This is a genomic window from Streptomyces sp. NPDC057137, from assembly GCF_042670825.1.
In the GTDB taxonomy this organism is placed as follows: domain Bacteria; phylum Actinomycetota; class Actinomycetes; order Streptomycetales; family Streptomycetaceae; genus Streptomyces.
The window spans coordinates 1-14,215 of sequence record NZ_JBHUUW010000018.1; the positions used below are offsets into that span (position 1 = coordinate 1).

The 14,215-nt window shown below is 71.9% G+C and carries 11 protein-coding genes; 2 read left to right on the forward strand and 9 right to left on the reverse strand.

Annotation, left to right across the window (positions count from 1 at the left end; translation table 11 throughout):
• Window positions 1-166 precede the first annotated feature (166 nt).
• Window positions 167-2,620 carry a [protein-PII] uridylyltransferase gene (locus ACFT9I_RS17020; protein WP_382564965.1) on the forward strand — a complete coding sequence of 818 codons (2,454 nt, stop codon included), beginning with the start codon at window positions 167-169 and terminating at the stop codon, window positions 2,618-2,620.
• Window positions 2,621-2,817: 197 nt separating this feature from the next.
• The gene (gene ffh, locus ACFT9I_RS17025) at window positions 2,818-4,368 is read left to right on the forward strand and encodes a signal recognition particle protein (RefSeq protein WP_382564967.1); all 1,551 of its coding nucleotides are present in this window, start codon (window positions 2,818-2,820) and stop codon (window positions 4,366-4,368) included.
• A gap of 81 nt (window positions 4,369-4,449) precedes the next feature.
• Here ffh and ACFT9I_RS17030 read toward each other — a convergent pair whose 3' ends face one another.
• The 9 genes from ACFT9I_RS17030 to ACFT9I_RS17070 form a co-directional block, all read right to left on the reverse strand.
• Window positions 4,450-5,688, reverse strand: a complete 1,239-nt coding sequence (locus tag ACFT9I_RS17030; RefSeq protein ID WP_382564968.1) for a phosphopentomutase — start codon at window positions 5,686-5,688, stop codon at window positions 4,450-4,452.
• Window positions 5,689-5,700: 12 nt separating this feature from the next.
• Entirely contained in the window at window positions 5,701-6,861 is a 1,161-nt protein-coding gene (locus ACFT9I_RS17035) for an alanine racemase (protein WP_382564969.1), read from the reverse strand.
• A 2-nt stretch (window positions 6,862-6,863) separates the two neighbouring features.
• A complete protein-coding gene (locus tag ACFT9I_RS17040) occupies window positions 6,864-7,967 on the reverse strand; it encodes an aminotransferase class V-fold PLP-dependent enzyme (protein ID WP_382564971.1) in 1,104 nt (367 codons plus the stop codon).
• Window position 7,968: 1 nt separating this feature from the next.
• Window positions 7,969-8,967, reverse strand: a complete 999-nt coding sequence (locus ACFT9I_RS17045) for a phosphotriesterase (protein WP_382564972.1) — start codon at window positions 8,965-8,967, stop codon at window positions 7,969-7,971.
• Between the two features lie 58 nt (window positions 8,968-9,025).
• The gene (locus ACFT9I_RS17050) at window positions 9,026-10,405 is read right to left on the reverse strand and encodes a YhfT family protein (protein ID WP_382564974.1); all 1,380 of its coding nucleotides are present in this window, start codon (window positions 10,403-10,405) and stop codon (window positions 9,026-9,028) included.
• A gap of 88 nt (window positions 10,406-10,493) precedes the next feature.
• Complete coding sequence (locus ACFT9I_RS17055) at window positions 10,494-10,850, reverse strand: DUF2620 domain-containing protein (RefSeq protein ID WP_354604705.1); 357 nt, start codon at window positions 10,848-10,850, stop codon at window positions 10,494-10,496.
• A 20-nt stretch (window positions 10,851-10,870) separates the two neighbouring features.
• Complete coding sequence (locus tag ACFT9I_RS17060) at window positions 10,871-11,257, reverse strand: transcriptional antiterminator (protein ID WP_382564976.1); 387 nt, start codon at window positions 11,255-11,257, stop codon at window positions 10,871-10,873.
• A gap of 137 nt (window positions 11,258-11,394) precedes the next feature.
• The gene (gene yhfZ / locus ACFT9I_RS17065) at window positions 11,395-12,333 is read right to left on the reverse strand and encodes a GntR family transcriptional regulator YhfZ (RefSeq protein ID WP_382564978.1); all 939 of its coding nucleotides are present in this window, start codon (window positions 12,331-12,333) and stop codon (window positions 11,395-11,397) included.
• Window positions 12,334-12,545: 212 nt separating this feature from the next.
• Complete coding sequence (locus tag ACFT9I_RS17070) at window positions 12,546-13,481, reverse strand: methyltransferase domain-containing protein (RefSeq protein ID WP_382564980.1); 936 nt, start codon at window positions 13,479-13,481, stop codon at window positions 12,546-12,548.
• Window positions 13,482-14,215: the final 734 nt, after the last annotated feature.

Consider the following 14,215-nt stretch of genomic DNA (forward strand, 5'->3'; position numbering starts at 1 on the left):
GAGTGCGCCCGGCGCCGCTCGCTTTCCGGGGAACGGAGCGCGAGCCGGCGCCCAACTCGTGACAACGTCGCGCGAGTTGTGACACCGAGCGCGCTCGGAGACGGGACGCGCAGCGAAACCGGGCGGCCCGCACGTGGGACGCCCGCCGAAAGACGGGACCTGCCGGGTGACCACCCCTGAACAGACGACCGGACAACCCGACTCGGGACCCAGCGGCTACGCGGCGGCCCGGCTGCGCCTTCTCCACGAGAAGACGCGGTCCGGGCCGCCGCGCCGCGCCGCCCTGGCACGCCTCACGGACGACTGGCTGCACGCGCTGTTCACCGCCGCGGTCCGCGAGGTGGGCGTCCAGGGCGCGGCCCTCGTCGCCGTCGGCGGCTACGGACGCGGTGAACTGTCCCCCCGTAGCGACCTCGACCTTCTTCTCCTGCACGACGGTGGCTCCGACGCCGCGGCCATCGCCGCGCTCGCGGACCGCGTCTGGTACCCCGTGTGGGACCTCGGGCTCGCCCTCGACCACTCCGTGCGTACGACGTCCGAGGCCCGCAAGACCGCCGGCCAGGACCTCAAGGTGCAACTCGGGCTCCTCGACGCCCGCCACATCGTCGGCGACCCGGCGCCCACCGCCGCCCTGCGCACCGCCGTACTCGCCGACTGGCGCAACCAGGCCCCCAAGCGCCTTCCCGAACTGGACGAACTCTGCCGCGAACGCGCGGAGCGCCAGGGCGAGCTGCAGTTCCTTCTCGAACCCGACATCAAGGAGGCACGGGGCGGGCTCAGGGACGCCACCGCGCTGCGCGCCGTCGCCGCGTCCTGGCTGGCCGACGCCCCCCGCGAAGGCCTCGCCGACGCCCGCCGCGCGCTCCTCGACGTACGCGACTCCCTGCACCTGACGACGGGCCGGGCCACCGATCGGCTCGCCCTCCAGGAGCAGGACGGCGTCGCCGCGGACCTCGGCATCGACGACGCCGACGAACTCCTGCGGCAGGTCTACGAAGCGGCGCGCACCGTGTCGTACGCCTCCGACGTCACCTGGCGCGAGGTCAACCGCGTCCTGCGCTCCCGCGCCGCCCGCCCCCGGCTCCGTGCCCTCCTCGGCGGCGGCAGCAGGCCCGCCCCGGAGCGGACACCGCTCGCCGAAGGCGTCGTGGAGCAGGACGGCGAGGCCGTACTCGCCAGGACGGCGCGCGTCGAACACGACCCCGGACTGCCGCTGCGCGCCGCAGCCGCCGCAGCCCAGTCCGGGCTGCCGATCTCGCCGTACGTCGTCCGCCGGCTCGCCGCCGCGCCCCCGCTGCCCGTGCCGTGGCCCGCCGCGGTGCGCGAGGAATTCGTCACGCTGCTCGGCGCGGGGCAGCCGACCGTCGACGTATGGGAGGCGTTCGAGGCCGAAGGGCTCATCACCCGCCTCATCCCCGAGTGGGAACGCGTCCGTTGCCGGCCCCAGCGCAACGCCGTGCACACCTGGACCGTGGACCGCCACCTCGTCGAGACGGCGGTCGAGGCGTCCGCGTTCACCCGGCGCGTGAGCCGCCCCGACCTGCTCCTGGTCGCCGCCCTGCTCCACGACATCGGCAAGGGTCTGCCGGGCGACCACTCCGAGGCCGGCGAGCCCGTCGCGCGCTCCGTCGCCCTGCGGATCGGCTTCGACCGCGCCGACGCCGATGTCGTCGCCGCGCTCGTACGCCACCATCTGCTGCTCGTCGAGACGGCCACGCGGCGCGACCTGGACGACCCGGCCACCGTCAGCTCCGTCGCCGAGAAGGTCGACTCGCTGACCACCCTCGAACTGCTCCACGCGCTCACCGAGGCCGACGCCCTCGCCACCGGCCCCGCCGCCTGGTCCACCTGGCGCGGATCGCTCGTCACGGACCTCGTCGGCCGCGTCGCGGCCGCCCTCGCGGGCAAGCCACCGGCCGCACCGCGCCCCGTGGTGACCAGTGCCGAACAGGAACGCCTCGCCGTCGAGGCGCTGCGCACCGGCGGCCCCGTGCTGTCCCTCCACACCCAGCCGGAGCCTCCCCAGGAGGACGACGAACCGGAGCCGGTCGGCGTCGAACTGCTCATCGCCCTGCCCGACCGCCCCGGTGTCCTGCCGGCCGCCGCCGGAGTCCTCGCGCTGCACCGTCTCACCGTGCGCGCCGCCGATCTGCGCATCGTCGAACTGCCCACGGCGCTCGGCGAGGTCTCCGACGTCCTGCTGCTGAGCTGGCGGGTCGCGGCGGCGTACGGCTCCCTGCCCCAGGCGACGCGGCTGCGCGCGGACCTCGTGCGCGCCCTGGACGGTTCGCTCGACATCCGGTCCCGGCTCGCGGAGCGCGAGGCCGCCTATCCCCGGCGGCGCGGCACACAGGCTCCACCGCCCCGTGTGACGGTGGTGCCGGGCAGCTCGGAGCTGGCCACCGTCATCGAAGTACGCGCGCAGGACGCCCCTGGTCTGCTGCACCGGATCGGGCGGGCGCTGGAGGAGGCGGCGGTACGGGTCCGCAGCGCGCACGTGTCCACGCTGGGCGCGAACGTCGTGGACACGGTGTACGTCACGCGCGCCGACGGCGCCCTCCTGACGGACGGGGAGGCGACGACGGTCGCGAAGACGGTGGAGGAGGCCCTGCGCGGCTGACCGCGGCGGAGGCCGTACGAGGCCGACCACAGGGGCCGTGGAGCGGGGCGGGCACGGCGCCGTACGGGGCCGTGCGACGCCGCGGCGGAGGGCCCCGTACGGGCATTCACACCGGGCAGGGCCCCCCGTGTTCGCCCGGCCGGATACCCTGGAGAGCAATCCACCCTGCCCCCGACCCCTGAGGACCTACGAGCGCCGTGTTCGATACCCTCTCCGATCGCCTCTCAGCGACTTTCAAAACCCTCCGCGGCAAGGGGCGACTGTCCGAGGCGGACATCGACGCCACCGCACGCGAGATCCGCATCGCGCTCCTCGAGGCGGACGTCGCGCTCCCAGTGGTCCGCGACTTCACCGCGAAGGTCAAGGAGCGGTCGCGCGGGGAGGAGGTCTCGCGGGCGCTCAATCCCAGCCAGCAGATCATCAAGATCGTCAACGAGGAACTCGTAGGCATCCTCGGCGGCGAGACGCGGCGCCTGCGCTTCGCCAAGCAGCCGCCGACCGTGATCATGCTCGCGGGTCTGCAGGGTGCGGGCAAGACGACCCTCGCGGGCAAGCTGGGTCTCTGGCTCAAGGGCCAGGGCCACTCCCCGCTGCTGGTCGCCTGCGACCTCCAGCGCCCCAACGCCGTGAACCAGCTCTCCGTCGTTGCCGAACGCGCGGGCGTCTCGGTGTACGCCCCCGAGCCCGGCAACGGCGTCGGCGACCCGGTCAAGGTCGCCAAGGACTCCATCAAGTACGCGAAGGACCGCGTCCACGACGTCGTCATCGTCGACACCGCCGGTCGTCTCGGCATCGACGAGGAGCTGATGCGGCAGGCCGCGGACATCCGCGACGCCGTCAGCCCCGACGAGGTCCTGTTCGTGGTCGACGCGATGATCGGCCAGGACGCGGTCAACACCGCGGAGGCCTTCCGCGACGGCGTCGGCTTCGACGGCGTCGTTCTGTCGAAGCTCGACGGCGACGCCCGCGGCGGCGCCGCGCTCTCCATCGCGCACGTCACGGGCAAGCAGATCATGTTCGCCTCCAACGGCGAGAAGCTGGACGAGTTCGACGCGTTCCACCCGGACCGCATGGCGTCCCGCATCCTCGACATGGGCGACATGCTCAGCCTCATCGAGAAGGCCGAGCAGACCTTCAGCCAGGCCGAGGCCGAGAAGATGGCCCAGAAGCTGGCGAAGGGGCCCAAGGAGTTCACGCTCGACGACTTCCTGGCGCAGATGGAACAGGTCCGGAAGATGGGCTCCATCTCGAAGCTGCTCGGGATGCTGCCCGGCATGGGGCAGATGAAGGACCAGATCAGCAACATCGACGAGCGGGACGTCGACCGTACGGCCGCGATCATCAAGTCCATGACGCCGGGCGAGCGGCACGAGCCGACCATCATCAACGGCTCACGCCGGGCGCGTATCGCCAAGGGTTCCGGCGTCGAGGTCAGCGCCGTGAAGAACCTGGTGGAGCGCTTCTTCGAGGCCCGCAAGATGATGTCGAAGATGGCGCAGGGCGGCGGGATGCCGGGTATGCCCGGCGCTCCGGGCTCGGGTGGCGGCCCCGGCCGGCAGAAGAAGCAGCAGAAGCAGGCCAAGGGGAAGCGGCGCTCCGGCAACCCGATGAAGCGCAAGGAGGAGGAGCAGGCCGCGGCGGCGCGGCGCGAGGAGGCGGCGCAGGCGGGTGGCGCGTTCGGCCTCCCGGCGGCCGAGGCGGACAAGAACTTCGAACTGCCCGACGAGTTCAAGAAGTTCATGGGCTGACGCCTCTGGGGCCCGGTGTGACGGGCGGCGGCGCGGGGCCGCTTGTGCGGTTGCCCGGCGCCGCCGACGTATTCGCTGCGGCTACCGCGCCGCGCCGGGCGGTCCGCCGAGCAGCGTCGCTCCCGTCGTGAGCGCGCTGGCGTCCAGGCCGAGGGCCGCCGCGGCCGTCGCCCCGACGTCCGCCAATGTGGCGGCGTCCGGCAGGAGTTCGATCCCCGCGCCGTCCGGGCGGTGGATCAGGACGGGGACGTACTCGCGTGTGTGGTACGCGTGGCCGATCGTCGGGTCGTTGCCGTGGTCGGCCGTGACGATCAGACGGTCGCCCGGCGCGGTGAGCAGCCCCATCAGTTCGGTGAGCCCGACGTCGACCTGCTCCAGGACGCTCCCGTAGCGCCCCGTGTCCTGCTGGTGGCCCGCGAGATCGCTCTCCTGGACGTTGGCGACCACGAGGCCGCCCTGCCCGCCCCGTACCGCCGCCAACGTGTGCTCCAGCACCTCCGCCGTCGCGACCGCGGGGCGCCGAACGGCGGCCTCGCACGCCAGGATGTCCGCCGCCTTGCCGACGAGGGTGACAGGCAGGCCCGCACGGGCGGCGACGTCGGGCAGCTGCCCGGTGTGGTCGAGATCCACGCCCAGATGCCGCACCTGGAGCCCGCCGTTGCGGTAGAAGCCGGTGGCAGGCGTGTCCAGCCCGACGGTGCCGCCGTCACCCTCACGTACGTACGTGGAGAGCGCCCCGTCCGCGTGGCCGCCGACGGCGATCACACGGGCGACCGGCGCCACCGCCCGCACCGTACGGGCGATGGAGAGGATCCGGTCGAAGGCCATGTCGTCGAGACGTCCGGAGGCGTTCCAGTTGATGCCGGGGTCGGCCTCCAGGTTGTCGTGGACCAGTACGGCGCCGTCGACGAGCAGCAGCGGCTGCCCCCGCAGGGGCTCGACCAGGTGTCCCGCCGACTTCAGCGCGCCGGTGACCTCGCCGAGATGCCCGGCGAGCGGGGCCACCGTGACCCGGCTGAAGTCCGCGCCCATCATGGTCTGATGCCCGGCGAAGGTGTCCGCTCCGGGGTAGCCGAGTGCTGCCCGGCCGGCGGCGACGGGGCGGCCGGTCCGGCGGGCGAGATCCGGGTGCGGATGGACGAGGCCGAGGCCCAGCGCTCCGAGTGCGGGCAGCCGGAGCGGCCGGCCCAGTGACGCGCGGCAGTGGTCGAGGACATGCCCGCAGGTGTCGGCGGTGAGATCGCCGGGGCGCAGCGCTCCCGCGTCCGGCATCGCGCCGACACCGAACCCGTCGATGACGAGGATCACGGTGGTGCTCATGGCTGTGGCTCCTTATCGGGCCCGGCCCTGGGCGTCGTAGAGGCCGGTCAGCCGGGGTTCTCCGGTGGAGAGCCCGGAGACGACCGCGACGGTCGAGCGGGTGACGAAGATCTGGGTGCGGAAGGCGAGTACGGCGGTGTCCCCGACCTCAACGTCCGCGGCGTGGGTGGGGCGTTGGAGCAGTCGGTAGTAGTCGATGTTCTCCGCGGGCGCGTCCTGTACGGGCAGGCGCAGCCCGGTGCGCGGCAGCAGGGCGTCGTTGATACGGGCGCGCGGGTAGAAGCCGCCGCCGTGGATCGCCGGCCGTCCGTCGGCGAGCGTGTGGGCGACCTCGCTGACGTACACGTAGGCGGGCCGTTCGGGCTGATGGTGGTCGACCGCGTGCAGCGGGGTCGTCCCGGTCAGGGCGTGCCCCGGCTCGCCGTGCGTGGCGCCCAATTCGGCGAGGAGGGGGAGGGTGGCCATGGAGGTGGCACTCGGGGCGCTGAGCTTCAGCCCCTCGTGCCCGCGCGCGGCCAGCAACTCGCGCGCCGTGATCGTGAGTTGGAAGTTCTGCGTGGGGGCCGGTGCGCCGGTCAACGGATCGCACAGGACACAGGGGAACGCGGTGACGCCCGCGATTCTGATGCCCGGCAGCGCCTCGGCCGCCGCCGCGAAGTCGTCGAGCCCGGCGAGCGGTACGCCGCCCTCCTGCCCCGGATAGACCTTGTCGGTGCCCTCAAGACGTACGAGAACGTCCTGGACGAAGCCGAGCCGCCGGGCGGCGTCCGAGACGGCGCGTGCGTTGGCCAGGTCGAACACGGTCACTGTCTCCGGCCGCCAGCCGAGCATCTCGGGCAGCTGACGGGGCGGAATCTGTACGAGGTGGCCGAGGTTGCCGGCCCGTGCCCCCGCGTCGTGCAGCAGCCGCGCCTCGTACGGATCGATCGCCGCGAACCGGGGGATGTGCCGGGCGATCGCCCGGATCAGCGCCGGATTGCGGCCGATCTGCTTGACCACGAACCAGAGCGACAGGCCGAGCCGTTCGGCCTCGCCGGCCAGCAGCGCGGCGTTGGCCTCCACGGCGTCGGCGTCGATCACGTACGTATCGGGCGGGACGGTGCCGGAGTTGTGCAGCGAGACCGCCACATCGACGAGCTCGGGGTTGCGGGCCAGGACGGCGTCCAGGAACACGTTCAGTCCTTCAGGTCGTGCAGCGAACGGCGGAGGATCTCGATCACCAGATCGGCGCCGGCCCGCATGGGGTTGATCCGCACGGTCCGGTCGGCGAGCTCCGGAGCGTCGTCGAGGGACGAGCTGGACATCCGGTAGAAGAGCGGGGCGATCTCGTAGCGGGAGTTGGAGCCTACGGGGTACGGCGCGGCGCCGTACCGCGCCGCCGCGGCGGGCAGTTCACGCGCGACGGGGCGGTCCAGGCGTACGAGCAGACAGCGATCCTGCGCGTTGGCGATCCGTACCTCCGCCACACCGGGCACCTCCCCGGCGGCGAGCCGGTCGGCGATCTCGGCGCCGACCTGCGACTGGACGGCCCACATGGCGGGGACATGGGTGAGGGCGCGCAGCGCGTCGAGCGCCTGGTGGCCCTGCACCTGACCGCCGCCCGAGTAGTTGTCGGCGCGCACGCGCGCGACGACGTCGGCCGCCCCGACGACGGCGCCGACTCCCTCTGGCCCGTGCAGCTTGAAGAGCGAGAAGCACGAGGCATCGGCGCCCAGCTCAACTCCGCACAACGGGGCGCGCATTACCGCGTAGTTGTCGTCCACGATCGTGCGCACCTCGGCGGCGCGGCAGGCCGCGAGGACGTCTCCCGCGTCGTACGAGTCGGCGAGCCGTTGCCGGCTGTGCTGGACGTACGCCCACCCGAACTCACCCGAGTCCAGGGCCCGGCGGAGCGCTGCGCCGTCGTTGAAGTCCGCCTCGACGGTGCGGACTCCGAGCCCGCGCAGGGTCACCGCGGTCGTGCGGTAGACCGGTGCCCGGTGGATCAGCAGCGGGTCACCGGCGCCGACGGCGCCCTGCAGCGTGGCCCGGATGGCACCGGTACCCGCGCCCTGCACCAGGGCGGCGTCCTCGGCGCCGAAGAAGTCGGCCAGCACCGACTCGACCCGCGCGGTGGTACGGGGCCGGCCCAGGTCCGGCACCACACCCGCGTCCGCCTCGAAGAGCTGCTGCCCCTCGAATCGCGTGGCGACGCACTCCAGCAGCCTGAACTGCATCCGGACCGCGTCGTCCAGCGGGATCGTCGTCAGGGGGAAGGTCCGCGGCAGTTGTACGGACATCTCAGTGGTTCTCCTTCGTGTCCGCACCGGTCAGGAACCGGAGCGGATTGCGCCGTGTCATCAGATCGATCAAGTCATCGTCCACGCCGGCGGCGCGCACCCGGGGCAGGAAGGACCGGAAGAGATGCCCGTAACCCTGCCCGCCCTCCGACCGCAGATAGGCGTGCCGGGAGATGTCGCAGCTGAGCAGGACGCGGTCGGCGTGGCCGGCCTCCAACAGGGCCAGCAGGAGCCGCAGCCGCGTGGTGTCGCTCTGGTAGCTCTCCTTGCCGACGGTGTCGAAGGCGACGTACGCGCCGCTCGCCGCCAGCTCACGGTGCACCGTCGGGGCGTCGAGCAGGTCCTGGTGGCCCAGCGAGATCCGGTGCGGTGGGAGACCGGCGCCGGTGAGCAGTTCCAACTGGGCGAGACCGCCGTGGCCGAGCTGGGCGTGGGTGGCCACCGACAGCCCCGTGGCGACGGCGGCGTGCGCCGAGGCCAGCAGGGCGCGGGTCTCCGGCTCGGTCGGCGTGTCGCCGTGGCTGCCGATCTCGCCGAGTACGCCGGGCCGGATTCCGGTGTCGCCGAATCCGGCGTCGATCTCCCGTACGAGGGTCGCGGTCAGTTCATCGACGCCCGCCCCGTCGAGCTCCGCCGGATGGAACGGCTCGTAGTACCAGCCCGTGGCGGCCACCACCGGCACCCCGGACTCCGCGGAGATCCGGGCCAGGGCGTGCGGACGGCGCCCCATGCCGCGGCAGGTCAGCTCGACGACCAGGCCGAGGCCGTACTCCTCGCGCAGGGCCGCCAGTTCCGCGGTGACGGCGGCCCCGTGCAGGTCCGCGTCGAGAACCGCCGCGCCGTCTCCGGCGCGGTCGAGATCGAGGACCAGGTGTTCGTGGGCGAGCACGGGGCCGAGTACGGCGGAGACGGGCAACGGGCCGGTGACGGTGCGCAGATGGCGCGGCCGGCGCGCGTCGTCACCGGTGTCGGGTGCCGTGCCGGAGTCCGGGTGCTGCATGGTGCGGGGGGCCTTCCTGTGTGATGCGTGTTCGTTACGGCGAGTCCCTTGGCGCCCCCTACCCCTTGATCGGAGTGAACAGGTCCATCCAATAGAGGACGTTCAGCAGCACGCCGCCCACGATGACCGCGGCGGGCGCCGCTGCCATCCGCACCACGGGGCGGCCCATCGACTCGTTCAGCAGGTAGAGCCCGCCCACGATGAGGATGCCGAGGCCCCCTCCCATGACGTTGGCGGCCATCAGCGAACCGAAGAGGATGGCGAGCCCCAGGGCGTCGCCGATCGCGCTGCGCAGATGCTCGGAGGAGTCGCGGACGCTGGGCAGTTTCCCGAGGACCTTGCCGATGGCGGAGAGCGCCAGCACCTCGATGGCGAAGACCGCCGCGCCGACGATGGCGGCGAGAAACGGGTTCGGCATGAGGTAGCCGATGGGGTAGACGAAGGTGAAGCCGGCGATGCCGTACGCGCCGGAGGCGAGCGCGGTCGTCGCGATCAGCGGTACGAAGCCGAAGGCCCGGTAGAAGTCCACCTGGGCGGCCTCCGCGTAGTCGCCCTTGGCGATCAGGAAGCTCGTCGCCTCACCACCGCCGAACACATGCGACTGGGCCAGTACGCAGACGCCCGCCCCGAGCAGCATGAACAGCGGCAGATGGCGGCGCAGCCGCAGCGCGCTCGCGCTGAAGAGCGAGGCCATCGGATCTTCCGCGTCGTCCGTCGCCCCGTTCTTCCCCTCCTGGGCCGAGTCGCCCGCCGCGGCTGCCTTCGCCGCCTCGGCCCGGTCCAACTTCCGCTGCGCCATGTCCTTGTTGACGGCGAAGCCGATGAGCGTCAGGACTCCGACGGCCATCGCGATGGAGCCGGGGAAGATGTCGGGCCAGACCTTCATCGTCATCACGACGAGCGCCAGCTCGACGACCGCGGCTATCCCGCCCCGTAGCCGCCCGAACTGCTTGGTGATGGCGAGCACCGGAAAGAGCGTGAACAGGAACAGGATCGGCGTCGACATCTGCTGGAGCGCGGTCAGGAAGTCGACGGGCAGGTCGTGGGCGAGGCTGTTGGCCCCGTTGAGGCCGAACACGACCACGGCGCCCCACGCGCCGCCGAGCAGCGGCGCGATCCACTTCTTGGGCGACAGGATGCCCAGGATGTCGGTGGGCAGGAAGACCAGCCACGGGTTCAGTACGCCGGTGGACAGCGCCATTGGGGCGCCGAGACCGAAGATGAAGCCGGCGGAGAGGCCGAAGGACACGGCGGTGGTGGCGTTGCGCGTGGACCGCCCCTGGATGAAGTCGAGCATGAAGGGGCGCACGCCGTCGTTGAAGACGGCCAGTGCCATATGAGAGATGAACGCGGTCAGCGCACACAGCGCTATCACGGTCAGTTGCTGTGCCAGCGAGAGATCGAGGTCGGTCGAACTCGCTGCGAGGACGCTGTTCACGGGATTCACTCCTCAGTGCCCGGCGGGGCCTGGCCCGGCGCGGGGTCTTACGAGGTCTGTCGAGCCCTTGCGGGTTCGTACGGGGCCGTCAGCCGCGTGCGGCGATGGCGCGGGCCATGAGCGGGGCGACCACGTCGATCTGGTCGATGGCGAAGCCGAAGACCTTCTTGCCTTCCGCCAGCAGGGCGTTCACCTCGTCCTCCGTGGGCACGGAGCGGCCGAAGGTGTGGCAGGCGGGCTTGCCGAGCAGTCCGACGAGTACGCCGAGGGAGGCGCCGGCGCCGGTGTGGCAGGTGCCGAGGAAGTAGTCGGCCTGGCCGCCGCGGAGTTTCATCGCGGCGTCCATGTCGTTGGAGACCACGATCTCGATGCCGTCGAGGCCGAGCTTCTTGACGGTCTCGGTGACCTCGGCCTTGCCGACGCCGCCGGTGAGGATCTTCGTCATGGCTGGTTCCTTCTCATGTCTCATGTCTCGCGCCGTGGGGGCGAGTTCTGGTCGAGCAGGGCGAGGTGCAGTCCGAGGAAGTTGATCTCGGAGTCGGGAAGGGGCGCGCCGAGTTCCGATGCCGCGCGTACGGAGACGGCGCGTGCCCGCGCCACCGCGGCCGGGTGCCCGGCGAGTTCGGCGGCGATCTCGGAGTCGGTGGGGAAGTCCGCGATCGGCTCTCCGTCGAGCAGCCTGGTGAGGGCCATCATGAGGTGGCTGGTGAGCGTGCCGGCCGTCTCCTCGGTGACGGTGCGGCCCTCGGCGGCCAGGGCGTCCAGCTCGGCCGTCACGAACGCGGCGGCCTCGGGCCGGACTTGGCCGCCCTCTCGGAACAGTTGAATGCGTAGGGCGAGCTGGTCGTCCATGGTCGTCCCTTCCTTCGATACGACAGTAACCAGGATTTTGGATTTTGAGCAGAGGCTCGGCTTCTTCTTTTTCTGCGGGGCCGAGGGGCGCCGCCCCGTCGGGGCGGGGCCGGACGTTCCGTACGTCGGGCGGACGGTCAGTACGACGGGGCGCGTTCACCTCGCAGCACCTCGGCCTGGCAGGTGGTGATGAGCGAGAGGTCGAGGGAGTCGCGTACGGCGCCGAGCGCCTTCGCCCCCTCGGTCCTGCCGATGATCGCGGCGCTGGAGTTGCGCAGCGACAGGTCGCGGGTGACCTCGTCGCCCAGCGGCAGTACGTCCACGCCGGCGCCGAGCCGGTCCTGGACCTCGTCGAGGTTCCACAGGGTGGCGTCGACGCGGTCGTGCGCGAACAGGTCGCGCAGCTGCATGTACGACGCCTCGACCCACGTGATGTCCGCGCGCCCGGCGAAGACGCGCTCCGCGAGTATGCGCTGGTCCTCGGAGGCGTGGTCGACGGCGACCCGTAGTCCGTTGGTCTCCAGGGTCACGCCGTGCCGCAGCAACAGCCCGTGCGCTCCCACGTACGTGCCGGGCCCGAGGTCTGCGACCAGTTCCACGGGGCGCTCTTCGATCAGCCGGTCGGCGGCGAAGCGCGAGAGGACCACCAGGTCGACCTTGCCCTCGATCAACGCGGTGGTGCGGGCCCCGGCGCCGCGCATGAACGTGATGGCGAAAGGCGCCCCGGCCTGCTCGAACGCGGCGCGCAGTCCGGTGGCCAGCCCCTCGTAACGGTGCGAGTAGGGCAGCGGCATGGCTGCCAGGAGTGTGCCGAGCCCCGAGAGCCGCCAGAGGACCGAGCGGTCGGAATCGACGAGGAACGTGCCGAGGTGGCCGCGCGCGGTCGTACGGATCGCGCCCGCCGTTTCCAGGAGCTGGAGCGCGGCCTGGACGGTGCCGTTGCCGACGCCCAGTTCCTCGGCGAAGTCGCGGACGCGGGGCAGGCGGGTGTCCGGTTCGTGGTTGAGCAGCAGGACGGCGAGCTGCCGGGCGGCGAGGCCGTTGCGGGTCAGGAAGCGTTCATCGAAGCCGGTCACGGAAGGGACAGTAACCAGTATTCTGGATACTGACAAGAGTGTCCTCAGGATGTCTTTCGCGTGGTCTGGTTGCGTGCTCTCTGCGCGCTCGACGGCTGCCGCGCGCCGCGGTCCTCGGTACCAAGGGCGGCTCGCGGCGCGGACTACGGCACGGTGCCACCCCGCCGCGCCCGCGGCGGGGTGGCACCGTGTTCAAGCCACATGTGGCCTTGTCAGGGCGTGCGCGCGATCAGGTAGCGGAAGACATTGGGCATCCATACGGTGCCGTCGCGCCGGACATGCGGGTGGAGGGCCTCGGTTATCTCCTTCTCCACCTGCGACTGATCCGTCGCCCGCACCGCCGCGTCGAACACTCCGGTCGACAGCAGCCCGCGCAAGGCGCTCTCCATGCCGGCGTAGCCGAACGGGCAGGACACGCGCCCCGAACCGTCAGGCTTCAGCCCGGCCCGCGCCGCCACGTCCTCCAGGTCGTCCCTGAGCGGCGGACGGTAGCCGCCACCCTTGCGCAGCCGCTCCGTCAGCCGCCCCGCGACTCGCAGGACGCCGGACGTCGCGCAGCGCTCCGGCGGGCCCCAGCCGGCGAGCACCACGGGGGTGCCGCGGTCCGCCATCGGTACTGCCTCCGCCAGCGCGGGGCCGAGGCCGTCCGAGTCGCCGGTGGCGACACCGATGGGCTGGAACGCCGTGATCACGTCGTAGGAAGGGCGCTCCGCCTCGGCGACAGCGGTCGCGCCGCCCGTCAGTACGCGCGCTCGGGCCCGGCCGCCGAACGCCCCCGACGACGCCGACGGCGAAGCGGCCACGGCCCTTCCCGGCGCCGTGGAGGATGTCGCGTGCGCCATGGGGCGTACGTCGTGGACGAGCCGCTCACGGGCCAGCGCCACGCGTTCCTGGTCGGCGTCCACGCCGGTGACCTGGGCGCCCCTGGCCGTGGCGATCAGCAGGGCGAGTCCCGAGCCGCAGCCGAGGCCCAGCAGCCTGGTGCCGGGGCCGACCTCCAGACGCTCGTACACCGCCTCGTAGAGCGGCACCAGCATCCGTTCCTGGATCTCGGCCCAGTCACGGGCGCGCTCGCACGCCTCTGTAGAAGGGTCTGTCGAGGCCGCGTTCACCTGCTGCTGGTGGTGCTGGACGAGCGTACGAGTCATGGATAGCGCCCCAATCCGGCGAGAGGTCCTTGTGCCCTGATTGACAGCCCCCGTGTACGTGCGCACCTTCGTTCCCCGTATGCCAGGGAACTCCGCATCCGTGCCCGCGTCCAGTGGTTCGCGGGCAATCCTTGTGTGCTCCGGTCGTGCGCCCCGGCGCACGAAAAATCGCTCTCACCGAACGTTGTCGCCCTACGGTGCGAGCCTCCGCCGAATCGCCGCTGGCCGCGCCCCGTACGCCGCCACTGTGCCCCTGCGCGGAGCCCGCACGGGCAAGGCGGAACGGCTCACGAGGGCCGTGGACGGGTGTCGCTGGAGATTGGGCCGAACGGGTGATGCCGCCGGGGCGTGACCCCTCAACTCCCCATCACCCGCGCCGGTATCGGGTGAATCCGCGCGGCCTGCCCCGGGCGGGGCCGATGCCGGGGATCGGCGGCGCGCCCGTTAATGTCGTTCTTGTGGTCCCGCCCCGTACCGCCCTTCTACGGAGGCCTGAGCGGCGTGGACATCGGTACGGCTGCCCGAACGGTCGCAGCCAGGCATGGGCTCGATCTGGTGTACGTATTTCTCCTACGCGTCCAGACGTAGCCAGTGCTACGTACCGCCTTGTGGCGAGAAGCGAGGCTTCTCCACAGATCTACGCACCCGCCCTCGTCAGGACGCATCAATGGCAACTGACGGGTACGTGCAAAATATTTGGGATGCCCCGGAATGGAACCCGGGAGGCTTCAGGC